Annotated in this window: 18 protein-coding genes; 8 read left to right on the plus strand and 10 right to left on the minus strand. The window is 56.3% G+C overall.

Annotated features, from left to right (window positions below; translation table 11 throughout):
* Position 1: 1 nt before the first annotated feature.
* Genes ACR3E2_RS17545 through ACR3E2_RS17555 form a run of 3 tightly spaced genes read left to right on the plus strand, consistent with a single transcriptional unit; the run spans position 2 to position 3,454 of the window.
* On the plus strand, positions 2-1,513 hold the full coding sequence (locus tag ACR3E2_RS17545; RefSeq protein ID WP_480484344.1) for a tripartite tricarboxylate transporter permease: 1,512 nt from the start codon (positions 2-4) through the stop codon (positions 1,511-1,513).
* Positions 1,506-2,690: a CaiB/BaiF CoA transferase family protein gene (locus ACR3E2_RS17550; protein ID WP_480484343.1), complete on the plus strand. Its 1,185-nt coding sequence runs from the start codon at positions 1,506-1,508 to the stop codon at positions 2,688-2,690. The genes ACR3E2_RS17545 and ACR3E2_RS17550 overlap by 8 nt, the downstream gene beginning before the upstream one ends.
* Positions 2,687-3,454, plus strand: coding sequence for a citryl-CoA lyase (locus tag ACR3E2_RS17555; protein ID WP_480484342.1), 768 nt, complete (start codon positions 2,687-2,689; stop codon positions 3,452-3,454). The genes ACR3E2_RS17550 and ACR3E2_RS17555 overlap by 4 nt, the downstream gene beginning before the upstream one ends.
* On the opposite strand, the gene ACR3E2_RS17560 is transcribed toward ACR3E2_RS17555, so the two are convergent.
* The 6 genes from ACR3E2_RS17560 to ACR3E2_RS17585 all read right to left on the minus strand — a co-directional run bounded on the left by ACR3E2_RS17560 (position 3,451) and on the right by ACR3E2_RS17585 (position 12,563).
* Positions 3,451-4,647: an acetate/propionate family kinase gene (locus ACR3E2_RS17560; RefSeq protein ID WP_480484341.1), complete on the minus strand. Its 1,197-nt coding sequence runs from the start codon at positions 4,645-4,647 to the stop codon at positions 3,451-3,453. The genes ACR3E2_RS17555 and ACR3E2_RS17560 overlap by 4 nt on opposite strands.
* Before the next feature lie 279 nt (positions 4,648-4,926).
* Positions 4,927-7,107 (minus strand): Tex family protein, encoded by a 2,181-nt coding sequence (locus ACR3E2_RS17565; RefSeq protein WP_480484340.1) that lies wholly within the window; start codon positions 7,105-7,107, stop codon positions 4,927-4,929.
* Between the two features lie 135 nt (positions 7,108-7,242).
* Positions 7,243-7,983, minus strand: coding sequence for an aspartate/glutamate racemase family protein (locus ACR3E2_RS17570; RefSeq protein WP_480484339.1), 741 nt, complete (start codon positions 7,981-7,983; stop codon positions 7,243-7,245).
* Between the two features lie 38 nt (positions 7,984-8,021).
* Positions 8,022-9,260 (minus strand): NAD(P)/FAD-dependent oxidoreductase, encoded by a 1,239-nt coding sequence (locus tag ACR3E2_RS17575; protein ID WP_480484338.1) that lies wholly within the window; start codon positions 9,258-9,260, stop codon positions 8,022-8,024.
* Position 9,261: 1 nt separating this feature from the next.
* A complete protein-coding gene (locus ACR3E2_RS17580; protein WP_480484337.1) occupies positions 9,262-11,475 on the minus strand; it encodes a TRAP transporter permease in 2,214 nt (737 codons plus the stop codon).
* Positions 11,476-11,555: 80 nt separating this feature from the next.
* Positions 11,556-12,563: a TAXI family TRAP transporter solute-binding subunit gene (locus tag ACR3E2_RS17585; protein ID WP_480484336.1), complete on the minus strand. Its 1,008-nt coding sequence runs from the start codon at positions 12,561-12,563 to the stop codon at positions 11,556-11,558.
* A gap of 129 nt (positions 12,564-12,692) precedes the next feature.
* Here ACR3E2_RS17585 and ACR3E2_RS17590 point away from each other — a divergent pair, with 129 nt between their 5' ends.
* Entirely contained in the window at positions 12,693-13,637 is a 945-nt protein-coding gene (locus tag ACR3E2_RS17590; RefSeq protein WP_480484335.1) for a LysR family transcriptional regulator, read from the plus strand.
* Positions 13,638-13,661: 24 nt separating this feature from the next.
* Here the strand turns inward: ACR3E2_RS17590 and ACR3E2_RS17595 are convergent, their stop codons facing one another.
* From ACR3E2_RS17595 to ACR3E2_RS17605, 3 genes are read right to left on the minus strand one after another with little or no spacing between them, the layout of a single operon-like run.
* On the minus strand, positions 13,662-15,875 hold the full coding sequence (locus tag ACR3E2_RS17595) for a hybrid sensor histidine kinase/response regulator (protein ID WP_480484334.1): 2,214 nt from the start codon (positions 15,873-15,875) through the stop codon (positions 13,662-13,664).
* Between the two features lie 3 nt (positions 15,876-15,878).
* Positions 15,879-17,048, minus strand: a complete 1,170-nt coding sequence (locus tag ACR3E2_RS17600; RefSeq protein ID WP_480484333.1) for an FIST N-terminal domain-containing protein — start codon at positions 17,046-17,048, stop codon at positions 15,879-15,881.
* Between the two features lie 45 nt (positions 17,049-17,093).
* Entirely contained in the window at positions 17,094-17,774 is a 681-nt protein-coding gene (locus ACR3E2_RS17605; RefSeq protein WP_480484332.1) for a response regulator, read from the minus strand.
* Between the two features lie 181 nt (positions 17,775-17,955).
* Between ACR3E2_RS17605 and ACR3E2_RS17610 the strand changes: the two genes are divergently transcribed.
* The 4 genes from ACR3E2_RS17610 (at position 17,956) to ACR3E2_RS17625 (ending at position 22,343) form a co-directional block, all read left to right on the plus strand.
* Positions 17,956-18,504 (plus strand): SRPBCC family protein, encoded by a 549-nt coding sequence (locus ACR3E2_RS17610; protein ID WP_480484331.1) that lies wholly within the window; start codon positions 17,956-17,958, stop codon positions 18,502-18,504.
* Between the two features lie 28 nt (positions 18,505-18,532).
* The gene (locus tag ACR3E2_RS17615) at positions 18,533-19,015 is read left to right on the plus strand and encodes a (2Fe-2S)-binding protein (RefSeq protein WP_209507073.1); all 483 of its coding nucleotides are present in this window, start codon (positions 18,533-18,535) and stop codon (positions 19,013-19,015) included.
* A gap of 80 nt (positions 19,016-19,095) precedes the next feature.
* Entirely contained in the window at positions 19,096-21,456 is a 2,361-nt protein-coding gene (locus tag ACR3E2_RS17620) for a xanthine dehydrogenase family protein molybdopterin-binding subunit (RefSeq protein ID WP_480484330.1), read from the plus strand.
* Between the two features lie 95 nt (positions 21,457-21,551).
* Positions 21,552-22,343, plus strand: coding sequence for an FAD binding domain-containing protein (locus ACR3E2_RS17625; protein ID WP_480484329.1), 792 nt, complete (start codon positions 21,552-21,554; stop codon positions 22,341-22,343).
* Between the two features lie 197 nt (positions 22,344-22,540).
* Here the strand turns inward: ACR3E2_RS17625 and ACR3E2_RS17630 are convergent, their stop codons facing one another.
* The gene (locus tag ACR3E2_RS17630; protein ID WP_480484328.1) at positions 22,541-24,367 is read right to left on the minus strand and encodes a BCCT family transporter; all 1,827 of its coding nucleotides are present in this window, start codon (positions 24,365-24,367) and stop codon (positions 22,541-22,543) included.
* Positions 24,368-24,690 lie beyond the last annotated feature (323 nt).

Consider the following 24,690-nt stretch of genomic DNA (forward strand, 5'->3'; position numbering starts at 1 on the left):
CATGCTTGAAGGACTTCTGATAGGCCTGCAAACGGCATTCTCACTGCAAAATCTGCTGATGGTCGTGGCGGGCTGTCTGATTGGCACATTCATCGGAATGCTGCCGGGTCTGGGCCCGATGTCGATCATCGCCATCATGATCCCGGTAGCTATTTCCATGGGCGACCCGTCCGCTGCGCTGATCCTGCTGGCCGGCGTGTATTATGGCGCCATTTTTGGTGGTTCGACCTCTTCTATTCTGCTGAATGCGCCGGGGGTCGCGGGTACCGTCGCCTCCAGCTTTGACGGCTACCCGATGGCACGTCAGGGCAAAGCGGGCAAAGCCCTGACCATTGCCGCAATCGCGAGCTTTGCAGGTGGCACGTTCGGCGCGTTGCTTTTGATGATCTTCGCCCCTGCCCTGTCTTCTGTCGCGTTGCTTTTCCATTCAGCCGAGTATTTCGCGCTGATGGTTGTCGGCTTGTCGGCCATTGCCGCCTTTGCGGGAACAGGTCAGGTTGCCAAGGCTATCATAATGACAATCCTTGGATTGATCATGGCCACTGTTGGCGAAGGCGTACTGTTCAATATGCCTCGTTTCACCATGGGCATCATGGATTTGCAGTCGGGCTTTGGCTTTATCACACTTGCAATGGCCATGTTCGCGTTACCCGAGGCGCTGTTTCTTGTCCTCAAACCCAAGGACCTTAAGGGGGAAGAAGGCGAAATCAAGGACCTGCGCATAAGCAGGGAGGAAGCCAAAGCCATTGCACCAGTGATTGGCCGCCAGTCTATACAGGGGTTTTTCATCGGCGTTCTGCCGGGTGCGGGCGCAACGATTGCCAGCTTTCTGGGCTACGCGGTTGAGCGTAACATCGCCCCAAAAGCCGAGCAGGACGAATTCGGCAAAGGGTCGATCAAAGGGCTGGCCGCGCCTGAAACGGCGAACAACGCCGCCTGTACAGGCTCATTCGTGCCGCTGCTGACCCTGGGCATTCCCGGATCGGGAACGACGGCAATCCTGCTTGGGGCATTGATTGCTCTGAATGTGACACCGGGCCCACGCCTTATGCTGGACGACCCGCAGATCTTTTGGGCGGTCATCATGTCCATGTTCATTGGCAACCTGGTGCTTCTGATCCTGAATCTGCCGCTGATCCCCTACATAGCCAAAGTACTCTCGGTGCCGCGCAACTATCTGATCCCCTTTATTTTGTTCTTTACTCTGATGGGGGCCTATATCGGGCAGAACAATGCAACCGAACTGCTGATACTGGTGGGTTTTGGGGTATGCGCAACGGCGTTGAAATTTGCTGATTACCCACTGGCACCACTGCTGATCGGTTTCATCCTCGGCGGTATGATGGAAGACAACTTCTCACGGTCCATGCAGTTGTACGATGGTATCGCCTTTATCTGGGAACGCCCGATGACGCTGGGTCTGTTGGTTATTGCGGCGCTTCTGGTGCTACTACCCAGCTACCGCGCGCGCCGTGCACAGGCCCGGGCGGAAGGGGTTGCCGAAGGTGACTGACCCGCTGGCGGGAATACGGGTTCTCGATCTGACCAATGTCCTCGCGGGTCCGTATTGTTGCTACCAACTGGCATTGATGGGTGCCGACGTGATCAAGGTCGAGCGCCCCGATGGTGGCGACCTTGCTCGCGTTCTGGGTGCCGATCCCGCTAGAAACAAGGCGGGGATGGGGATCAGTTTTCTGGCGCAGAATGCCGGGAAAAAGTCTGTCACGCTGGACATGAAATCGGAAAAGGGCAAGGCGCTGTTGAAACGCCTTGTCCAGTCAGCTGATGTTCTGGTGGAAAACTTCCGGCCCGGAGTAATGGATCGTCTTGGTCTAGGGTATGAAATTTTGCGCAACTCCAATCCCAACCTGATCTATTGCGCCATCAGCGGGTTCGGGCAGGATGGCCCCCGGCGCGGCGATCCGGCTTATGACCAGATTGTGCAGGGTATCAGCGGCGTGATGTCAATCACCGGAGCCCCCGACACGGCACCGTATCGCGTCGGTTATCCGTTGGCGGACACGGTCGGGGGGATGACGGCCGCCTTTGCAGTCGCGGCGGCATTGAACGCCAACCCACGCGGCACCTATCTGGATGTTGCGATGTCCGAAGCCGTGATTTCGACGATGGGTTGGGTTGTTTCAAATTATCTGGTGGGTGGCGTAACGCCCGGAGCGCATGGGAATGAGAACACAACCTCGGCCCCCTCAGGTACATTTGCCACGCGGGACAACCCGATCAACATCGCGGCCAATCGGGACGAGCAATGGCAGGCACTTGCCCGCTGTCTCGGGCGGGATGACCTGCTGAACAACCCCGACTACGCAACGCGTGAAGATCGCAAAACAAACCGCCACGCCTTACGTACAGAACTGGAACGCACCCTAAAGACGAAGGCCGCGGCCGAGTGGGTGAGTGAATTAAACGCATTGGGGGTACCGACAGGACAAGTTCTGACCGTGCCCGAGGCCCTTGCAGACCCGCAACTTTCCGATCGCGGTCTGATTGGCTCTTTGTTGGTTCACGGCGAACAAATGCAACTTGCAGGCAGTCCCGTCGTAATGAATGGCGCCCGGCGAATGCCGCAAATCGCGCCACCAAAACTTGGGGCCGACAACAAGGCGGTGTGGTCCGAAATCGGATTGACCGACGCGGAAGTCGACGCGCTGAGCAGAGAGGGGATCATATGAGCGATGTGTCAGATTGGTGGGCAACATCCATCATCGATATGGAACCTGGCCGGATAGACCTGCGCGGGGAGCCGATTCAAAACCTGATCGGACGCCTTGGTTTTGCGGAGATGATCTGGTTCATGGTACGCGGCGACCGCCCATCAAAAGCGCAGGCCCAATTGTTCGAAGCCGCGCTGGTCGCGGCAGTCGACCACGGTCCTCAGGCACCGTCGATTGCAACCGCGCGCATGGCGGTTACCTGTGGCCTGCCTCTCAACAACGCGATGGCGAGCGCTGTGAACATGTTGGGCGACATTCATGGAGGGGCTGGCGAGCAGGCCGTGGAACTCTACCACTTTATGGGCCATTACCCTGGCACTTTGGCGCAGGCAATCGATGCGTGGATCGAAAGCCACGGAAAGATACTTCCGGGTTTTGGACACAGGTTTCACACGCCCACAGACCCCCGCGCGCCGCGCCTGATGGATTTGGTCGCCGAAGCGGTGAAAACCCGTGCTTGCGATGGGCAATTCATGCGAATTGCGCAGCAAATCGAGGCAGAACTTGCGCGGCGTAAGGGTAAACCCGTCCCGATGAACATCGATGGCGCAACCGCAGTTATTTATGCCGAGCTTGGGTTTGCGCCACCATTGGCGCGCGGCCTTTTCTGCCTGTCCCGATCAGTAGGTATTCTGGCACATGCCTGGGAGCAGATGCAGCAAGGTGGTCGCAACAAAGGGCCTACCCCACCCTCGTATCGCTGGACGTATCAGCCGGGTTAAGCGCTTTTCCGATGGGACCGATTTGCCAACAGATCGGCGGCCGCACGGGCAATAACCAGCTCTTCATTTGTCGGGATAACCATGGCGACCACTCGGGACAGGTCTGTCGAGATGATCCGATCATTGTCCGCGTTGGCATCGGGATCCAGTTCAATCCCCAGCCACCCCATTCCGGAACATACCCTGTCGCGTACAAGGCGCGAGTTTTCTCCGATACCACCTGTGAAGATCAAGGCATCAATACCGCCCAATATTGCTGCCATTGCCCCAAGTTCGCGGCGGATGCGGAACGTGAAATAGCTGATGGCCTGTCGGCTTTCGCGGGTATCTGCTTTTTCAAGAGTGCGCATGTCGCTTGAAAGTCCCGAAAGACCCAGCAACCCTGATTTGCGAAACAGAAGGTCGGAAATCTCGGAGGCGCTCAACCCTTCCTGATCCATCAGATACAACAAAACACCGGGATCAAGCTGACCGCAACGGGATCCCATCGGCAGCCCGTCCAACGACGAAAACCCCATGGTCGAACCGACGGATCGCCCCCCGATCATGGCACACATCGACGCACCGTTGCCCAGATGCGCAACCACAACCCGCCCCGCGTGCAAAAGCGGCGCGGTTTTGGCCAAATGGTCTGAGATGTATTCATAACTAAGCCCGTGAAAACCATAGCGTCGGACGCCTTTGTCGTAATACTCGCGCGGCAGGGCGAATACGTCGTTCTCCCAAGGGTGGTTGCGATGAAAGGCTGTGTCGAAACAGGCAATCTGGGCAGCATTTGGAAAACGTTCCATAGCTGCCTTGACGCCAGCCAGGTTGTGCGGCTGGTGCAGAGGTGCATACGGAGAGAGCTTGTCCAACTCCTCCAAAGCAGCGGCGGTCAACGGCAAAGGCGTATCGATCTCAGGTCCACCGTGAACAATACGATGCCCAACCGCGGTGACCTCGCAACTGGGGAAGGCCCGTGACAACAGGTTCAGTACCCAGTCCAGTGCAGCAGCGTGATCGTGAATATCACCTGCCGTGCCATTCGCCAGAACTCCACCGCCAGATGACCGCGCCTTGACGATTGGTTCTGGCTCGCCGATCCGTTCGACCACACCGGTGCACACCATGACTGGATCGTCTTCTGTCAGTTCGAACAGGCCGAACTTCATCGAAGACGATCCGGCATTCAGTGTCACGACATGTGTCATGCATATCCTCTGGTTTGCGAAAAGGTGAAGTTCCTAAGGTTTACTGATCCGCTCTGGTACAAGGTTGAGTTTAAGACATTACCCAAGACTACGAGCCAGCCAACCGCTACAAACCCCGGTCTTTGCAAATCTCCATGGAAGAAAAGATCGTTCAGCCCATTTTTTCCGGGGTGCCAACAACACCTTCATTCCTGCCAACCTAGTCGTAATCATGGATTGGAACACGTGCAAGGCACTAAGCTGACGCTATCAAACACGGGTCCCGAAGCACAGTTCACTTCATCCGCCGCGACGGTTTCCTCCACCCCCTTGTTTTCGCATGGTCAACCCAATGCGCTTTCTCGCGACATCAACATCGACGACACGTACTTTAACCACCTGCCCGGTTTTAACCACGTCATGCGGATCTTTGACAAACCGGTCCGCCAGCTGGCTGACATGAACCAGCCCATCCTGATGCACGCCGATATCCACAAAAGCGCCGAAAGCGGCGACGTTGGTGACTGTGCCTTCCAAAACCATTCCGGGTTTCAGATCGGTGATTTCTTCGATGCCATCGGTGAAAGATGCGGAGACAAAACTGGGTCTGGGGTCGCGTCCGGGCTTTTCAAGTTCGGCAAAGATGTCCCGAACCGTCGGCAGGCCGAAATCCTGAGTTACGAATTGTTCCGCCCGCAACCCCTTTAACGCGCCATCATGGCCCATGATGTGACGGATATCGCGACCGCAGGCGGCAACGACCCGGCGCGCAATGTCATAGGCTTCGGGGTGCACTGAAGACGCGTCTAAAGGCTCTGAACCGTCCCTGATGCGCAGGAAACCGGCGCATTGTTCGAACGCACGTGGTCCAAGGCGGGCGACGGACAGCAAATCCTTCCGCGATAGGAAGGGCCCATTCAGGTCACGGTGGGTGACAATCGCTTCGGCCTGCGCCGGACCCAGACCAGACACGCGTGACAGCAAAGGGGCAGATGCGGTGTTCAGATCAACCCCGACAGCATTCACCACATCCTCGATCGCGGAATCCAGCGACTGTGACAGGCGATGCTGATCCACATCATGCTGATACTGGCCAACACCAATGGATTTCGGTTCGATTTTAACCAGCTCGGCCAAGGGGTCCTGCAATCGGCGCGCAATCGAGACCGCGCCACGTAGCGAGACATCCAGATCAGGAAATTCGCGCGCAGCCAGTTCAGATGCGGAATAAACCGAAGCGCCAGCTTCTGACACCACCACTTTTGTTGGTGCTTTCACCGTCTTGGGTAGAAGTGCAAGAGTGTCTGCAACCAACCTTTCGGTTTCACGGCTGGCCGTCCCGTTCCCGATTGCGATCAGTTCGATCCGATGAGCTGATATCAGATTGAGGATACTGGCCTGTGCACCTCGCAGATCATTCTTCGGCTGAAACGGGTACAAGGTGTCGGTGGCGACAACCTTGCCGGTCGCATCAACAACAGCAGCCTTTACGCCCGTACGAATGCCCGGATCCAGACCCAAGGTCGCCTTGGCACCTGCCGGTGCGGCAAACAGCAGATCCTTGAGGTTTCGCGAGAAGACCTGAATGGCTTCGTCTTGCGCCCGGCTGCGCAGGTCAGCCATCAGTTCGACCATCATGGACAGCGAAAGTTTCACCCGCCAAGTCCAGCCCGCGACTTTGCGCAACCATGCGTCTGCCTGCCCAGTGCCACGTGTCTGTAGATGGGCGGCGACAATCGTCTCGGCCCGCGCGGCACCAAATTCCGGTTCAGGCGCGATATCCAGCGTGACGATGCCCTCTTTGGATGCCCGCAACATCGCCAAAGCCCGATGTGACGGCACGTCCGCCCACAATTCGGAATGGTCAAAGTAGTCACTGAACTTGGCGCCGTCCTTTTCCTTGCCTTCTATGACCTTTGCGCTGAGCAGAGCCTCGTGCTGCATGAAACTGCGCAATTCGCCCAGCAGAGCGGCGTTTTCTGTCAACCGCTCGGTCAAAATATCCCGCGCACCGTTCAAAGCATCCCGGGTCGTTGTTACCGCCTCGGTGAGGTACGCCGCGGCTAATATTTCAGGGTCGCAGTTGCGGTCCGCCAGAATAGCGTCAACCAAAGGTTCAAGCCCATTTTCGCGTGCAATCATCGCCTTGGTGCGCCGTTTTGGCTTATACGGCAGATAAATGTCTTCCAACTGCGCTTTGGTTTCCGCGCGCGCAATGGATTTACTCAGATCGTCGGTCAGTTTGCCCTGATCCTTGATCGAGTTCAGAATGGTTTCACGCCGCGCTTCAAGCTCGCGCAGATAAGTCAGCCGCTCAGACAGCAGGCGCAATTGGGTGTCGTCCAATCCTCCGGTTGCTTCTTTCCGGTATCGGGCGACAAAAGGCACGGTTGCTCCTTCGTCCAGTAGCTTGATCGCGGCACCGACCTGCTCGGAACGTGCCTTAATCTCGGTGGCGATAGTGCGGGCGATACGGTCCAATGGTGCCTCCTGAAGCGACGGTGGAAGAACTTCTTAACCAGCCGTTTCGGCAAGGGGAAGACCCTTGGTTCACTCCGCAGTCAGGCCGTTTCAGTTTGGCTGTTCATCAAGTCAGCACGCCAGGCAGTGTCCACATCAAACCCACGGCATAAGTCCGCGATACGGGCTACGCGTGCTTACCGAATGGGCCATATGTGCCAAGGTCACCAGATCATAAACCGGCAGGCTCAATTCCTTCTGAATTGAGGCCGCGTAAGGCGGTAGATCGGTGCATTCCAGTACCAGCGAACGGATTTCCGGTGTATCGCGTTTCAGTTTGCGTACAGCATTCAGAACTTCAGCCTCAATCAGATCGGTATCCATTCGGGTGCGCGTATTGCGCAGGATGACTTCGGCGAACTCGGTCGTGTTCTCAAGACCCTGCACAGCTACGGGGATATCTCCTGCCCCAACCCCATCGAAATGGCGTTGCGTCAGCGCCGAGGAATCGGCGGTTATCACTCCTACCGGTGCACTGGCACCGGTCATGTAATAAGCCAGCGGCACCTGAATCAGGCTTGAGGCAAAAACGGGCACGGACACGGCTTCGGCCAGCTCTTTCTGGAACAATGCAAGAAACCCGCAACTGCCAGTGATGGCCCGCACACCTTCGGATTCAAGCCTCTGCGCGCCTTTGATGAAGGGCTCCAGCAACTCTGGTGTCGGGTTGTTCAGCAGCTTTGGTACTGTGACGCCTTCAATCATCTCATACAGCACCGGGAACGGAAGACTCGATGGGTTTTTGATATGGCCCGGAGGTTTGGGGAAATAGCTTTCCAGGCACAAAACTCCGATGGATGCCCCGCAGATATTCTGTCCACCTGGGTAGATCGGCATGACGTTGTGATCCTTCTCGAGAAGTCGCTTCGCGTGTTTTAAAACCGCGACAAGGCAAATGGGTCCAGACTGATGTTCAGACGCTGTCCAGCTACCAGATCGGCCACAAGCTCTCCGGTTTTAGGCGCCATCATCAGGCCATAGTGGGAATGACCGAAAGCGCTGAACAATCCCTGATGTCCGTCAATCGGCCCGATGGCAGGCAAGCTGTCTGGAAACGATGGGCGGCGCCCCATCCAGAATTGCGTGTCGGCGGTATTAAGATCCGGTATCATTGCCTTGGCTTGTCGCGTCAGTAACGCCTGTTTTCGTGGATCGGGCGGGGCATCTACACGCGCAAACTCGGCGGTGCCTGCCACACGCAGCCCGCCCTGCATCGAACTGGCAACCACTTTGGCATCCACATCCATGACCGAATTCTGAAGGCTCGCCAAAGGTGCGGGGAACTGAACATGGTACCCGCGTTCAGCAGCCAGCGGCACAGACAGACCCAAAGGTTTCAAAAGCTCGGCAGACCACACACCTGCAGCCAATATGACTGTATCAGCCTGAAGCGTATCGGTCTGGGTTGTCAGATGCCACCGCCCCTCGTCGGTACGGTTCAGTTTTCGAACTTCGGCCCGAATAAACTCAGCGCCTTGTTGGCGCGCTTTTTCAGCCAGAACCGCGCCAATCTGACCGGGTGATGTAATCCGTGCCTGACCTTTGATAAGGATCGCTGCTTCGAAATCCTCGGATAGAGCGGGTTCAATTCGGCGCAACTCTGGGCCGTCGATCCTCTCGAGTTGCCCACCTTTCTCCTGTCGGATCAGATATCCCAGCGCCTTCAGGTCAGCTTGATTCGGGTGTCGGAAAGCATGGATGTAGTTGGAATCGACAATCAGGTCTTCATAACCAGTGTTCTGCAAATGACGTCGATACAACTCTATCGACGGTCTGCAAAGAAGCTCCATCGCATTCGAGATTCGGCGGACCGATCGTTCATCAGATGCTTTCAAAAACCTCAGGCCCCAAGGGACCATCCTCGGCCAGAACGAGGCCCTGACGGACAAGGCGCTTTTGGGGTCCAGCAGCATCCGGGGGATTGCCTTCCAGATACCGGGAACCGCTTGGGGGATCACTGACCATGGCGAGACGACACCAGCATTACCGAATGAGGTCTCCTGCCCGGGCTCTCCCCGGTCAATCAACCGCACGGTTTTGCCACGTTCCTGCAATGACAGCGCGCAGCAGATGCCGACGATCCCGGCGCCGATTATGGTAACACGTTCAGACATGTCAGGCCGTTGCTTGAGTTCGGGTGCGGGCGATCAACTGCGCAACGATCACGGGTGACGCCACTGCCAGCGCGATCAGGTCTGCCGTTAACGTGGGTGCCACGAAGATGATCCCGGCAAAGGCAATCAGAATACGAGACAATACGTTGAGCGGTTGCAGCCAATATCCGACGACCGCCGCGGACAGAGCGATGACCCCCGCTATGCAGCTTGTCGCAGTATATGTGAATTCCCAAAAATCAAACCCAGTGGAAGACACGAACAACAAAACCGGCGCATAGACGAATGCCATCGGCGCTATCACCTTGCCCAACCCGAGCGTAAACGCGGACAGCCCGGTGCGGAACGGATTTGAGTTGGCGATCGCAGCTGCCGCATAAGCCGAGGTACAGACCGGAGGTGTAATTTCGGATACCACACCGTAGTAAAGCACGAACAGGTGGCTTGCGATGGGCGGAACACCCAACTGAGCCAGCGCGGGCTGCGCGACAGAAACCAGCATGATGTAAAGCGCGGTGGTCGGAATACCCGCCCCCATCAAGATGCAGACGACAGCGATGAAGATCAGTGAGATGAACAGTTGCAGGTCTTCGATTGCAAACAGCTGGAAGCTGCCGAACGAGATCATATTATAAAGATCCGCCGCCAGATTGCCTGCCCCTTGCGTGACCATAAATCCGATACGAAAGCCGATACCGGTGGTGTTGATCACACCCACAACAATACCGACAGCGGCGGCAGCGGCACCCACCGCCAGCGAGTATTTTACGCCCAGTTCGACAGCAGCCAGCATCTCGGGCACTTCGATACGTTTTTGTGGGTTCAGTGTGGCTGTCACAGACAGCGCGCAGAGTATCGCGGTCATTGTCAGGTCGAACCCGCCATCCGAGAATTTCCACAACACAAAGGCCAGAAACGCCGCCGCGTAAATCAGCGTTGGTGGCTGCTTGATACGCGACATACCCGCGATCACCGCCAGCGATATGCCGCAAAAGGCCGACATGAATGGCGTGTAACCGGTAAACAGCACCACCAGCAGGCCAATCAGGGGCACGATATTGGCCCAACCTTCAGCCCAGACAGCTTTAAGCTGCGGTAATTGCTCTTTCGTCAGACCCTTCAGGTTCAGCTTGCGCGCCATCAGATGCACAACTGCAAAGACACCCACGTAGTGCAGAAGCGCCGGGAAGATCGCCGCAATGACAATAGTGGTGTAAGGCACCTCCAGGAACTCGGCCATGATAAAGGCCGCGGCTCCCATGATGGGCGGGGTGATCTGGCCGCCCGCCGAGGAAGCGGCCTCGACCCCGCCCGCGAAATGGCCCGGATAACCCAGGCGTTTCATGTTCGGGATGGTTAGCGCTCCGGTTGAAACCGTGTTGGCGACTGAAGACCCCGAGATCGTTCCAAAGAATGCCGATGAAACGACCGATACCTTGGCCGGGCCACCTGTATAGCGACCCGCCAGAATGGTGGCATTGTCGATAAACAACTGTCCCAACCCGGTGCGCTGCGCGATCACACCAAACAAAACGAAATGGAAGACTATGGTCGAAACGACCCAAAGCGTGACGCCATAGATGCCTTCCTGCGGAAAGTACATCGACGACACGAAGGTTTTGAAATTTACACCGGGATGCTGCAACAAACCGGGAAAATAAGGACCAAGCAGAGCGTAAGAGATGAATACGCAGATAATCAGCGGCAGCACCCAACCCAGCGTGCGACGGGCGATGTCAAGTACCAGCAGAATGATAACCACGCCAAGAAAGACATCGTAATTGTTGGGATTACCCATACGAAAAGTCTGTTCCTCGATCCCGAGAAAGGGAATACCGCGCCAGGCAAATCCAACGTAAAGCGCCGCAACGATGCCAAATGCCATGAATACCAGGTCATAAAGCGGGACGTTCCCAATACGAAACCTGCTGATTTTGAGCGCATATAGGTTTTTAGCCCCGACAATCGGAATGGTCGCGTAAACCAGTATGAACAACAGGGCCAGATAAATGCCCATGTGCCAGTGGTCCGCCGGCAAGCCGAAACCTGCGGTGAAGAATTCATAGGACGCGAATAACAGGGCAACAACCCGCAGAACTTTGGCCGTGTTCGGTGTAACCTGACGTACTGCGGCGCCTTCGTCGAACTGTTCTTCGATGGCTGCCAGTTCTTCGGCTGTCAGGTCGTGGTCATCGCGTGTTTCGGTCTCGGACATGATGGCCCTCTGATTGCGCGTGTAAGGAGAGTGCGGTGCCCCGCACAGGGGCACCGACGACAGGCTTCAATGAGGTTCGATTACTGCAGAAGGCCTGCTTCTTTGTAGAACTTCTCTGCACCAGGATGCAGGGGGACACCCAGTGCTTCGACTCCGTCCAAAGCTGTGTCAGCTGTGATCTGCTTGCCTTTGGCGTGACCGTTGTCCAGCAGTTTTCGGGTGTTGTCGTTCCACAGTGCTTTGGTCAGCTGATAGACCAGTTCTTCGGACAGATCCGACGACACAACCAGCATAGCGCTGACCGCTGGGGTCTTGGTTTCGGTGTCAATCCCTTCATACACACCGCCCGGTATGGCGGAAGGGATATAGGCCGGAATGATCTCGTTGATCTTAGCAAGGTCTTCGTCACTGAACGAGTGCAGGTTCATACCTTTGGTCGATGACAACTGCACCATAGCGGCGACCGGCCAGCCAGCTGCGTAGAAATACGCGTCCAGCTGCCCATCGGCCAGACGCTCGGCGCTCTGACTGTTGTTCAGCTCTGCTTCGTCCATGTTATCGCGGTTCACGCCCCATGCATCCAGCATCTGCAGCACGGCCACCTGTGTGCCTGAACCCGCCTGTGCGATACCCACGCGCTTGCCTTTGAGATCGCTCAGGTCACCAATGGTCTGACCTGCGGGCAGAACCAGATGCAGATCCTCTGGGAACAGGTTTGCCACAATGCGCAGCTTGGGATGCGGCTTGCCTTCGAACTTGCCTTCGCCCAGATACATCGAACGGGTGACATCAGCGGCGGCCAGACCGGCCTCAAGCTCGCCATTCTCCACTGCCGCGTTGTTAAAGACTGACGCAGTTGTTGATTGTGCAATCGCGATCAGGCCGGGTACGCCGCACTGACCACCCTCTTCGCAGGGGCGCGAGCCCGGAGGGGCCGAGATCCCATTTGCGATGGTTCCGCCAATCGGAAAATAAGTGCCGCCTGCACCACCGGTGCCAATACGGAAAAAAGTTGGGTCCTGTGCAAGTGCAGGCGCGGCCATAGCGCCTGCCAAAGCCAGACCTGTCAGGCATTTCATCAGTCTCATCGTAAACTCCCAGTTTTGGATCATTGGATTCGGTTTGTCCGAACTCTGATCCAATCAGCCTATGGAGATTTACCATAAATACAAATTTGTTATATTTAACTAAACTGAAGTTTGGCTTATGGATGTGGAATGAACCTTACTCAATTGACTGTTTTTCGTGAGGTGATGGAAAGCGGCTCTATCTCTCAAACCGCAAAAAAGCTGAACCGGACACAGCCGGCCATCAGCCTTGCGCTCAAGAACCTAGAAAAAAGTTTGGGGCTGATCCTGTTCGAACGAAGAGGGCGCCGTTTGATTCCAGTACCGGAAGCGCACTACCTATTGTCAGAAACCACCGGTATTCTGGACAGATTATCTAAGATTTCCAATACGATGCACGGACTTCTTAAAGGGAGTTCCGGTAGTTTGAATATTGCAGCGATGCCAGGCCCTTCCACTTTTGCCTTTCCGAATTTCATCAGCCGTTCAGTTGGTGGAAACCCCGATATACAAATTACACTTTCAACCCGCAGCTCTCCGCAGATTATGGAACTGGCGGGTACTCAGAACATCGATTTCGGGTTTGCGGATTTTGAGCATCCGACAGGTAAGCAACCACAGTTCTCAGCCGAGATCATAAGCGGCGACTGTTTTTGCGCGCTGGACAGAGACAACCCTCTGGCGAAAGAAAGCGCCATTACGATATCCGATCTTGACGGAGTTCCAATGGGCGGGCTGCATGACACGCATCCGTTTCAGGAAAAAGTGCGACAAGCGTTTCAGATGGTCTCGGCGAATTACACACCAACCGTGACCTGCCAATATTTTCTGCCGCTTATCCCCTTTGTCGGATCGGGCCAATGCTGCACGATTGTCGATCCGTTGACAGTCGTTACCGAGCGGGAGTTGAACATTTCAAACGACCGTGTCGTGTTTTTGCCCTTCAGTGAACCGTTGAGGTATGAATATGCGATCCTGTCACCGAACCACCGGCCTCCGTCCCAGCTAGCGTTGCAGATCAAAGCCGGCTGGAAGGCAGAGGTTTTGTCGATGCTACATCGAACAGGTGCCAACCCACAGACAGAAATCGCCTGAAAACATACACGTTTCCAGTGCTGCTCAGTTGCGTTGTTCAATCGATGACTCCAGCGTTGACCGCAAAAGTTGCGCATCAAGCGGTTTGTAGAGCAAAGGCAGATTGGCGCGCTTGCAGCGCCTGGCCAGTTCAGGTGATCGGTTGGCCGAAATAACGCAGCCGGGCAGAGGTCCAAATTCGTTCGTCAGGGCATGTATGGCGTCGACACCGGTTCTATCGTGGTTCAACTGAAAATCGGCAACTATTGCATCGGGCAAAATGTCAATTTCACGAAGAAGATTGATTGCTTCGTCTTCGCTTTCGCTCTCCAAAACCTCGACCCCCCAGGATTCGATGGTCATGGTCAGTGCACTACGAAGGTTTTCATCATTCTCAATCAACAATACGACCGTGTTACCAAGTACCTTGGAGCCCGGATCGTGGGCCGCAGGGGCGCTGCTAGATGTGGTCTGCTCTTCCCGCGCCAACGGCACTTCGACCGAGAATCCAGTGCCTTTGCCTACTTCGGAAAACAGCTGGATTGGATGTTGCAACAGCCCACAGGCGCGCTCCACGATTGCAAGGCCCAATCCCATACCCTCTGCCGCGCTGGCATCAGAATGCAGGCGCTGAAATTCCTGAAAGACGATGTCTCTTTGGTCTAACGCGATACCGATACCTGTATCCCAGACTTGCAAGGCAATTGCGCCTTTGCGACGCCGCACACCGACCAGAACCTTTCCGGTCTCGGTATACCTGATCGCGTTCGACAGCAGGTTCTGCAAAATCCGACGCAAATAGCTGGCGTCGCTGGTCACACGCGCGTTCGTGTCAACAAATGACAGCTCAAGCCCTTTTGCCTGCGCCACCGGGCGAAATGCGTCTTCCATCTGCGAAAACAGCGTGCTCACTGATATGGTCGACAAATGCGCGGTGGCCCGTCCTGAATCCAGCTTCGAGATATCCAGCAGCGCTTCCAGAATGTGTTCAACGCTGTTCAGCGCACTTTCAGCCTTGCCTGCAACGGTCTTTGCGTCGTCTTTATCCAGGCCGCTGCCCAGCGATGCAACATAAAGCTTTGCCGCAGAAAGAGGTTGCAACAGATCGTGGCTGGCAGCTGCCACGAATCGCGACTTGGATGCATTTGCACGCTCGGCCTCGTTCAACGCGTCAGCCAGTTCCATTGTGCGAGATGTTACGCGTTGTTCCAACAGCTCTTTGGCTTCGTATAAGGCCTGAGCGGACTTTCGTTCTGCGGTTACATCGGTGAAGGATATCACAAAGCCCCGGTCCGGCATTTCCTGCGCAAACACCGAAAGAATTTTTGACCTTCCGCGGTGCATCTGAAACTGCAGAGGACGGCGATAGGTTTGCCGCGTCACCCAGTTCAGAAGATCGGCTTCCGTTACCCCCTTCTGGAACCTGATGTTCGCGCCAAGGCGATTGGACAGCGATTCAAACCGGGTTCCCGTCTGAAACTGTGCGATTGGAATGGCCAGCAACTCACTGGCGCGGTTGTTCCACCCGATCAGACGGTGTTTGTTGTCAAAAATGCAAACGCCCTGTTCAATATGTTCAAGCGTTGCGCGGATCAGCCTGGCCTTGTCATCCAGTATCCGGTCACGCTCCTGCCGTTCGATCCGCATGATATCGGTCACATCGGTTTGCAGAATAACAGTGCCGCCATCCGGCGTGCGGTGTTCGGACACTTGTGACCACCGATTGCCAACAAGCCGGACGTTGAACACCACATGATCGTCCGTGTGCCGATCCAGGCGGCTTTTGGCCCAGTCTGTCGGTGTCATTGTTTCAGGCAGGGACAGAAACCCTGATCGGCTGACCAGTTCGACATATTCGGCAAAGCTCAATCCCGGGCTCAGCCGCTCCTGAATGTCGGGCATATGCAGACCAAAACGGCTGTTACACAGCACCAGTTTTTCGTCGCGATTGAAAAGGGCAAACCCCTCTTGCACCGTTTCGATTGCATTGGCCAGATCCGCGCGTGCGGCTTCGGTGTCCTTGTTCGCCTGTGCCAGTCTGGCATTGGAATCGTTCAGCAATTCAAGGGCACGTTCCAGATCATTCGTCCGGGCGCGGACCTCTTGTTCAAGCACGGCCGCACGCTGAAACTGCGCATAAGCTGCGCCTGACGCATCGGTGGATTCTTCTACCCGACGCATCAGCGCTTCGGCGATCTTGCGAAGTTTCTCGTTCTGGCGGTCAACCGAGTCCGACGGGTCAGTAAGATGCTCGATCATACGTTACTCTTTCTCGGGTGGATAAATCGCAACACCCGTCAGAGTTTGGTTCACATGGATTGAGTTGTACTGCTCTCCGTAGGTTGAAAATCCGACAACGTGGTTGCGGGCCAGAATGTCCGAGATTTCGCGAGTCTTTTGCTTTTCCTGCGCTTCCAGTCGGCGGAGAATGCAGTCGCAACCCAGAATTGTGTCGGGTTGCCGTTTCTCGGTCAGAAGGCCGATTTCTTCCTCAAGGTGCTCGACCATGTCCCTTGGTTCGGCCAGCGTCAGCACAAGCCCTTCATCAATGGCCGAGAAAAAGACAAGGTCCCCGTTGCCCGCCACCTGCTGAATGGCGCGGACGTGATGCTGCCCACCAATCTGCACAACAACGGGGTGCGCCGCAAAGGTGAATGTCGTCAGTTGTTCCGGATCCTTGCCAAGGATACGGGCGTACTCGCGGGCGGCGGGCTCGGCATTGATCTCCTCAACGATGCGTTTTGCCGGATCCGCCTTGGTTACGACCATACGCCGGGTCGTTGGAACCAGATGATCAGTTTTGAACACCTTGATCGGGCACCGCGTACGAACCTGAGTCAGTATGGCAGCATTGCTCAGTGCTTTGCCCTGATGCAGCACATAAGTACGCCCGAACCGGGTTCCATCACCGGCCGATCCGCCAAACAATGGCACCGGCCCCAAGCCGACGGCCAACTCGGAGGTCAACGCATCCTCTTTGGTCGACAATCCGTCGATCATCAGGAATGTAAATTCATGGTTCCAGTCGGGCGCCGTGACCATCATGGCATTTCGGTTGTGGATCATCTCGTTGATGATGCTTTCCGCCTCAAAATCGTTCAGATCGGAAACCAGGACCGTACGCGTGTCGAAATGGGATTGCGGAAGGCCGATTGCGACGATCTGATCTTCGCAATAACCGCTATCCGCAAGTTCTCCGGCGGTGGTGCAGCCAACCACCGGCGTAGGCGCAAACACCTGCTCGGCTTTGGCAATGACCGCAGCCGCGTCCGCGTTCGGACTGACGAACAATATCACCAGCGCAAGTGGCTCAGCCCCGAATTGACGTACGAGCACCCCAAGCGCCTGCCCGGTGTCGTAACGCGCGAAAGCCGTTTTGACGATGCCTGTCGCACCGGTCCGGGCTGTCGCCCACCCGACTGCTTGGTCCATCGAGCCTCCTCCCTAAAGCGCGACGATGTGGTGAGAGTATGACGCTTAGCCTTGGTCTTGCAAGACGCTGGCAAACGAAGCTTTCTTTGCAATCAGAACGGCTTGCGTCCGGCTTTGCACACCCAGTTTCCGCATGATTGCCGTGACATGCGCTTTGACCGTGGGTTCCGCAATGGACAGGTCATAGGCAATCTGTTTGTTCAGCTTGCCCTCACAGATCAGTTGCAGAATGCGGGCCTGCTGATTTGTCAGCGTCGCAAGCCGATTGACCGCGTCGGCGTGTTCATCCTCTTCAACATTGATCAGAACGCATCCTTCGGGCACGAAAACTTTGCCGGAATGCACTGTCTCGAATGCCAGGCGAAACACATCGCGTTGGCTATGCTTGGGTACATAACCCGATGCGCCCGCCTGAATCACCTGACTGACAACGCGATTATCCGTCATCGAGGACACCACAATAACCGGGGCATTCGCAGCAGCCTTCAGACGGACAAGGCCGTCCAGCCCCTCCACATCCGGCAGGTTGAGGTCCAGCATGACCGCGTCCGGTTTCAGCCCCCCTGACAGAAGTTCCATCGCGCCTTCCAGTCGGTCCGCGGTATGGATTTCGCCGATCTGCGCCACGCTTTGCAAGGTCATCGACAGCGCGTCGCAAAACAGGGGGTGGTCATCGACGATCAGCACTTTCTCGAAGCCAGACCTTACAACGGAGTCAGCAAGCATTTGGTATTGCCTTTTTTCAATCAGATTGTCCCCAGCTTACCCAATCCTAACAACGAAAGTAATCTGCGCCTACTGGCCCAAAGTCGTACATAAGACCGGCTCGGCGTCACCTACACCCAAGGTCTAATAGGCAGGGCGAAAAACACCACGTAGCGTAAGAAAAAACACCTGGAGAAGAGAAATGGAGCTTAGTGACAGCCGCGTCATTGCCGCGCCGCGATCCAAGGTCTGGGACGCGCTTCTGTCGGCTGAGGTTCTGAAAGAATGCGTTCCGGGATGTCAGGAAATGACCGGCTCGGTCGATGACGGGTTCGAAGCAACGGTGGTGCAGAAAGTCGGCCCCGTAAAAGCGACCTTCAAAGGGGCCGTTACCCTTTCTGATATCGTAACGCTTGAAAGCGTGAAGCTCTCGGGTGAAGGTAAGGGTGGGGCTGCGGGTTTTGCCAAGGGTGCGGCCGATGTCAGTTTGTCTGATGTGCCCGAAGGTACTCTGCTGACCTATACCGTCGACGCACGTGTCGGTGGCAAGTTGGCCCAGCTGGGAAGCCGGGTCATCGATGGCGTCGCCAGAAAAATGGCCGGCCGGTTCTTTGAAAATTTTCAGAACGCGGTCGAACCCGAAAAAACACCCGATCCGGAAACCTCGGATCAGGTTCAAGCTGAACCTTCTGCCGAGGGTGAAGGCGACGAAGCAAAAAAAGGTTGGTTCAAGCGCGTATTGGGCGGTTGAACAGTTGGAACTCAGGGAGGAGAAAGTCATGAAAATTTCCATGACCGTGAACGGCAAGGCCGTAAGCGGCGAGGTCGAGGGCCGGACATTACTGTCCGGCTTTCTGCGCGAGCAACTTTCATTGACGGGCACGCATGTCGGCTGTGATACGGCCCAGTGCGGCGCCTGCGTTGTACATGTGAATGGTCAGGCCGTGAAGTCGTGCAATATGCTGGCGGTCGAAGCCGACGGTGCTGATGTTGGCACCATCGAAGGTCAGGCAAATGCGGACGGTTCGCTGAACGTGATCCAGCAAGCCTTTCAGGATCATCACGGCCTTCAATGCGGGTTCTGTACACCGGGTATGGTGATGAGCGCCGCAGCGCTGCTGAAAGACAACCCACGCCCGTCTGAGGCCGAAATACGGAAATATCTGGAAGGCAACCTGTGCCGCTGCACAGGCTACCACAATATCGTCAAGGCGATCATGGCCGCCTCAGGTCAGGACGTCGGCAGTATCGCCGCGGAATGATGCCGCTGCGGGCGTAAACGTTGCGCCCGTGGGACAAGTGAAGGGTGCAGCAGCATCCGTTTATGGGAGGAGAACAAGCAATGCCCAAAGACAGTGGCATCGGAGCCAGTTCCAAGCGACGCGAGGACGTCCGCTTTCTGACCGGAGCAGGCAACTATACCGACGACATCAACGTACGTGGTCAGGCTTACGTATATTTCCTGCGGTCCGACATCGCGCATGGTCGGATCAATTCTGTAGATACATCATCTGCCGAAGGTATGCCCGGTGTGGTCAGAGTATTCACCGGCAAAGACTTTGAAGGCGTGGGCGGAATGCCCTGTGGCTGGGAAGTGACCGACAAGCACGGCGCGCCGATGCAGGAACCACCACACCCAATTCTGGCACAGGGCAAGGTGCGCCATGTGGGCGATCCCATTGCCGCCGTGGTGGCTGACAGCCTGGAACAGGCCCGTGACGCGGCCGAGGCTATTGATCTGGATATCGAGGAACTGCCCGCCGTGATCGACATGAAATCCGCGGCGCAGGAAGGCGCGACGCTGGTTCATGACGATCTGAAAAACAACATCTGCTATGACTGGCAGCTGGGTGAGGTCGACGACGCCAAGGTGAACGACGTCTTTGCCAATGCCGCGCATGTCACCACTTTGGATCTGGTGAACAATCGGCTGGTCGCCAACCCGATGGAGCCGCGCGTGGCTGTGGCCGAGTACAGCCGGGGCACGGATGAATATACGCTCTATACCACTTCGCAGAACCCGCATGTCATCCGCTTGTTGATGTGCGCGTTCGTTCTGGGTCTGCCGGAACATAAAGTCCGCGTCGTAGCCCCGGATGTGGGCGGTGGTTTTGGCACCAAGATTTTCCATTACGCAGAAGAAGCGTTCTGCACCTTTGCCGCCAAGGCCTGCAACCGGCCCGTCAAGTGGACAGCCAGCCGGTCCGAGGCGTTCATGTCGGATGCGCAGGGTCGTGACCATGTCAGCACGATTGAGCTGGCTCTGGATGCTGATAACAACTTCATCGGCCTGCGGACCAACACCTATGCCAATCTGGGCGCTTATCTGTCGACTTTCTCCAGCTCGGTTCCGACATGGCTGCACGGGACGCTGATGGCTGGCAACTATAAGACCCCGGTCATTCAGGTGAATGTGAAGGCGATGTTCACAAATACAGTGCCCGTGGATGCCTATCGCGGTGCTGGTCGACCCGAAGCAACCTTCCAGCTGGAGCGCGTTATAGACAAGGCCGCGCGCGAGTTGGGTGTCGATCCAATCGCCCTGCGTCGCCAGAACTTTGTCACGCAGTTCCCCTATGACACGCCGGTGGCGCTGACTTACGACACCGGGGATTATAACGGGACAATGGACAAGCTTGAGGCGGCTGCCGATCTGGCAGGCTTTGCCGCACGTCGTGCAAAAAGCGAGGCCAACGGCAAGCTGCGGGGCTTGGGTGTCAACTGCTATATCGAGGCCTGCGGCATCGCGCCCTCGAATATCGTTGGCATGTTGGGAGCCCGGGCGGGTCTTTATGATGCGGCAACTGTTCGGGTGAACGCCACCGGTTCGATCAGTGTGATGGTTGGCGCACACAGCCACGGGCAAGGCCATGAAACAGCCTTCCCGCAGGTCGTGGCCGACATGATCGGTATCGATGAGTCGATGGTCGAGATTGTGCACGGGGATACCTCGAAGATCCCGTTTGGCATGGGCACCTATGGCTCACGCTCGCTGGCGGTTTGCGGCTCGGCTATGGTCAAGGCCACCGAAAAGGTGATCGACAAGGCCAAAAAGATCGCAGCCCATTTGCTGGAAGCGTCCGAGGCGGATATCGAACTAAAGGACGGTCAGTTCAGCGTTGCGGGGACCGACAAGTCTGTAGCTTGGGGAGATGTGACCCTCACGGCTTATGTCCCGCACAACTATCCGCTGGAAGTTGAACCAGGACTGGAGGAAACCGCGTTTTATGACCCGGCCAACTTTACTTTCCCGGCAGGGGCTTATGCCTGTGAGGTCGAGGTTGATCCAGACACAGGTCAGGTCAGTATCGAGAAGTTCACGGCTGCGGATGACTTTGGCAATATCGTCAATCCAATGATCGTTGACGGACAAGTGCATGGCGGTATCGGCCAGGGCATCGGTCAGGCCTTGCTGGAGAACTGTGCCTATGATGAGAACGGCCAATTGCTGAGCGCGTCCTTCATGGACTACGCGATGCCACGCGCCGATGACGTCCCGTTCTACGGCGTGGATCATTCCAGCCAGACGCCCTGTACGCACAATCCGCTGGGCGTGAAGGGTTGCGGCGAGGCCGGAGCGATCGGCTCACCGCCTGCGGTGGTCAATGCGGTGCTGGATGCGTTGAACTCGGGTGGAAGGGCCGTTGATCATATCGACATGCCGATGAGCCCGTCACGCGTTTGGACGGCGATGCATGGTTGAGAGGTTGGGGTGCGAGGGGCCAGCCCCTCGCGCTCCCCGGGATATTTATAGCCAGATGAAGGGCGGATCAGCGCCTTTCGGAAAGGAAGAACGAAATGTACAATTTCGAGTTTGAGAAGCCCTCGACCATTGCTGACGCCGTTGCAGCATTGGCAGCAGAGGATGCGCAGGCGTTGGGAGGCGGGCAAACCCTGATCCCGACATTGAAACAGCGATTGGCGGCTCCGTCCAAACTGGTGTCGGTGAGCGGCATTGCCGAGATGCAAGGCGTCTGCGTTGATGATGACGGCTCGGTCTCTGTTGGGGGTGCAACACCTCACGCTGTCGTTGCTCGCGACGCTGCAGGATCTTATCCCGCGCTGGCGGCATTGGCTGGACAAATTGGCGACCCGGCAGTGCGCAATCGTGGAACCATCGGTGGTTCGGTTGCGAACAATGACCCCGCTGCCTGTTATCCGGCGGGTGTGCTGGGATCGGGCGCAACCGTGGTGACCAACGCGCGTCAAATTGCGGCAGATGACTTTTTTCAAGGCATGTTCACCACAGCCCTGGATGAAGGAGAGATCATCACCTCGATCCGCTTTCCGGTTCCGCAGGCGGCAAGCTATCAAAAATTCCTGCAACCAGCATCACGGTTTGCACTTGTTGGGGTATATTTGGCCCGTTTCACGGACGGCGTGCGCGTGGCGGTGACCGGGGCAAGTGAGGATGGCGTCTTCCGTTGGAGCGAAGCCGAGCAGGCGCTGAACAAGGAGTTTCGCCCGGACGCCTTGATGGACCTTCGGATTAACCCCGCCAACATGATCGCTGATTTACATGGCAGCAAGGAATACCGGGCGCATCTTGTGTCGGTCATGACCAAACGCGCCGTGGAAGCCTGCATGTAGGCATTTCACGACAAGATGCTCAAAAGCCCCGGTTTTTACCGGGGCTTTTTCGTTGAGATATGGTTTTGATGTCTCACCAAGGTCGGGCTGGCCAGCACTTCTCCGTTGTTTGAGGGTCGTGGCCAGTGTCTGCGCAAAAGGAAATCAGGCCGCCCAATTCCGGGCGGCCTGATCAAGTCATAAGCTAAGCTTTCGCTTTATTCGGCGGCTTGTGCACCTGTAGCGGCGTGTTTGTCACGCTGGCTGTCGCGGAACAAAGCTTTGGCCAGAGCAATACACATCAGACCCATCACAGCAGTAAAGGGCAATGCACCGATGATCATCGCGTTTCGCAGCGCATCCATCGGGTTGTTTTCACCGGCTGCGAGGATCAGCGCGCCGATCACAGCCGTCAGGATGACACCCCAGATGATGCGGTGCTTGATGCCCGTCTCCTGGCTGCCACCCGACATGATGGTGTTCATCACCAGAATGCCCGAGTCTGCCGACGTGACGAGGAATGTCATGATCAGGATCACGCACATCACGTTCAGCATTGACAGCAGACCACCGTCAATCATGTAAGATAGTGTCACGAACAGCTTGTTGGTGTTCGATGCACCGATGATTGCACCTTCTGCGGCGCCTGCCAGTTCCAGATCAATCGCAGTTCCTCCCAGAACAGTCATCCATGCAAAGCACACCAAAGCCGGGGCGAACACACAGCCTACGATGAACTCGCGGACAGAGCGTCCTTTCGATATGCGCGCGAGGAACAGGCCCACGAAGGGCGAGAACGCGATCCACCAGGCCCAGTAGAACGTGGTCCAACCCGACTGCCAGCCGAACTGACGCCCCTGCTCACCCGCCGCATAAACGGCTGCCAGGGTTGCTTCATCCAACTCTGCTGCTGCCCCTTCCAGGCCACTCTTGAAACCGTCAAAGCTGCCCCACGCATTGGTAGCTCCGCCCATCAGATCATTGGCATGGGCTTGTGCTTCGGCAGGCAAAGCCGCAGCGAAGGCTTCAACTGACAGTGGACCATAGGCGTTAAAGCTGAGCGACAGGATATGCAGGATATAGTCGACCATTGCAGTGCCATAAGTGGTCATAGCAAAGACGAACGAGCCGAAAACAACAAACGTGCCCAACAGGATGATCGACAATACGAGGTTCAGGTTCGACAGGTATTTAACACCACGACCAACGCCTGATACGGCCGAAATAATCGACAGGCACATGATGACGACCAGACCGGTGATCAGACCCACTTTGCTGGGGGTTGGAACTTCACCACCCAGATCCATGACCCACTCCATACCGGTGATGGCATAAAGCCCGTCGATGAACTGGCTGACACCATAGCCGATGGTGACGGAAACACCGAGGATCGTTGCAACAACGCCAAGTACGTCAACCACATGGCCGAAGAAACCATTGACGAAGCGGCCAAACAGAGGCGTCAGCGCCGAACGGATGGTGAGAGGCATGTCGCGGGTATAAGCGTAATATGCCAGCGACAAACCGGTCACCACATAGATGGCCCAAGCGTGAAACCCGTAGTGCAAGAAGGTATAGCGGTAAGCCGACTGCAGTGCTTCGGGTGTATTTCCAACGACCGCCTCGGATACGATTTCGGGGTTCGAACCCCACAGCCCCAACGGTTCTGCGGTTGCAAAAACCATCAGACCAACACCCAGGCCGGCGCCGAACATCATGGAGAACCATGAGAAGTTCGAAAACTCGGGCTTTTCACCGGGTGTTCCCATCACACGGCGACCCGTGGACGGAATAGCGGCGACAACGGCCAGAAAAACGAGGAACAACCCGACAATGACAATGTAGAAGCTGTTGAAAAGCTCAAGCAGCCGCCCGTTCAGGCTGCCAAGCGTGCCGTTTGCATTTGCAGGGAATACTAGTGCCCACAAAACCAGCGCAACCATGATGGCCTTGCTGATCAGGGCAATTGGGACGCTGTAGTTTTCATAAAAACCGGCATCCGCCGTCTTTATCTCAACGTCCGTGAATGGATCGGGTATCGACATATTGCGTTTTCCTCCGTGTGTTCGCCGTTTCTTGTTCTTTTGATTTCTGCTTGGGGTGCACCGCGCGGGACGGCGTAAACAAACATGCCCAATGCACCAAACGATCAGCGAGTTGACTGCAACTCAGCTGAGACTTACGGGGAAGACCACACACCATGTGGGATCGCCCACCGCTCTTTTCCTCCCAGATTGTGTTCGCTTGCAAAAGCTGTTGGTTCGTTGTGGCAAGTCTGTCTGCCGTTGAACCTGGTAGCAGCTTCGCAAGAAGTGGTTGCGCCCTTCAATTCGGGAAAACCTATGACAGAGGTTAGGGCAGCTCACCC

This window comes from Ruegeria sp. AL7 (assembly GCF_056536105.1).

Bases quoted from the DNA above. Each gene is read 5' to 3' on its own strand.
- ACR3E2_RS17545 (WP_480484344.1), top strand. From the start codon at position 2: ATGCTTGAAGGACTTCTGATAGGCCTGCAAACGGCATTCTCACTGCAA.
- ACR3E2_RS17555 (WP_480484342.1), top strand. From the start codon at position 2,687: ATGAGCGATGTGTCAGATTGGTGGGCAACATCCATCATCGATATGGAA.
- ACR3E2_RS17560 (WP_480484341.1), bottom strand. From the start codon at position 4,647: ATGACACATGTCGTGACACTGAATGCCGGATCGTCTTCGATGAAGTTC.
- ACR3E2_RS17570 (WP_480484339.1), bottom strand. From the start codon at position 7,983: ATGCCGATCTACCCAGGTGGACAGAATATCTGCGGGGCATCCATCGGA.
- ACR3E2_RS17575 (WP_480484338.1), bottom strand. From the start codon at position 9,260: ATGTCTGAACGTGTTACCATAATCGGCGCCGGGATCGTCGGCATCTGC.
- ACR3E2_RS17580 (WP_480484337.1), bottom strand. From the start codon at position 11,475: ATGTCCGAGACCGAAACACGCGATGACCACGACCTGACAGCCGAAGAA.
- ACR3E2_RS17585 (WP_480484336.1), bottom strand. From the start codon at position 12,563: ATGAGACTGATGAAATGCCTGACAGGTCTGGCTTTGGCAGGCGCTATG.
- ACR3E2_RS17590 (WP_480484335.1), top strand. From the start codon at position 12,693: ATGAACCTTACTCAATTGACTGTTTTTCGTGAGGTGATGGAAAGCGGC.
- ACR3E2_RS17595 (WP_480484334.1), bottom strand. From the start codon at position 15,875: ATGATCGAGCATCTTACTGACCCGTCGGACTCGGTTGACCGCCAGAAC.
- ACR3E2_RS17600 (WP_480484333.1), bottom strand. From the start codon at position 17,048: ATGGACCAAGCAGTCGGGTGGGCGACAGCCCGGACCGGTGCGACAGGC.
- ACR3E2_RS17605 (WP_480484332.1), bottom strand. From the start codon at position 17,774: ATGCTTGCTGACTCCGTTGTAAGGTCTGGCTTCGAGAAAGTGCTGATC.
- ACR3E2_RS17610 (WP_480484331.1), top strand. From the start codon at position 17,956: ATGGAGCTTAGTGACAGCCGCGTCATTGCCGCGCCGCGATCCAAGGTC.
- ACR3E2_RS17615 (WP_209507073.1), top strand. From the start codon at position 18,533: ATGAAAATTTCCATGACCGTGAACGGCAAGGCCGTAAGCGGCGAGGTC.
- ACR3E2_RS17620 (WP_480484330.1), top strand. From the start codon at position 19,096: ATGCCCAAAGACAGTGGCATCGGAGCCAGTTCCAAGCGACGCGAGGAC.
- ACR3E2_RS17625 (WP_480484329.1), top strand. From the start codon at position 21,552: ATGTACAATTTCGAGTTTGAGAAGCCCTCGACCATTGCTGACGCCGTT.
- ACR3E2_RS17630 (WP_480484328.1), bottom strand. From the start codon at position 24,367: ATGTCGATACCCGATCCATTCACGGACGTTGAGATAAAGACGGCGGAT.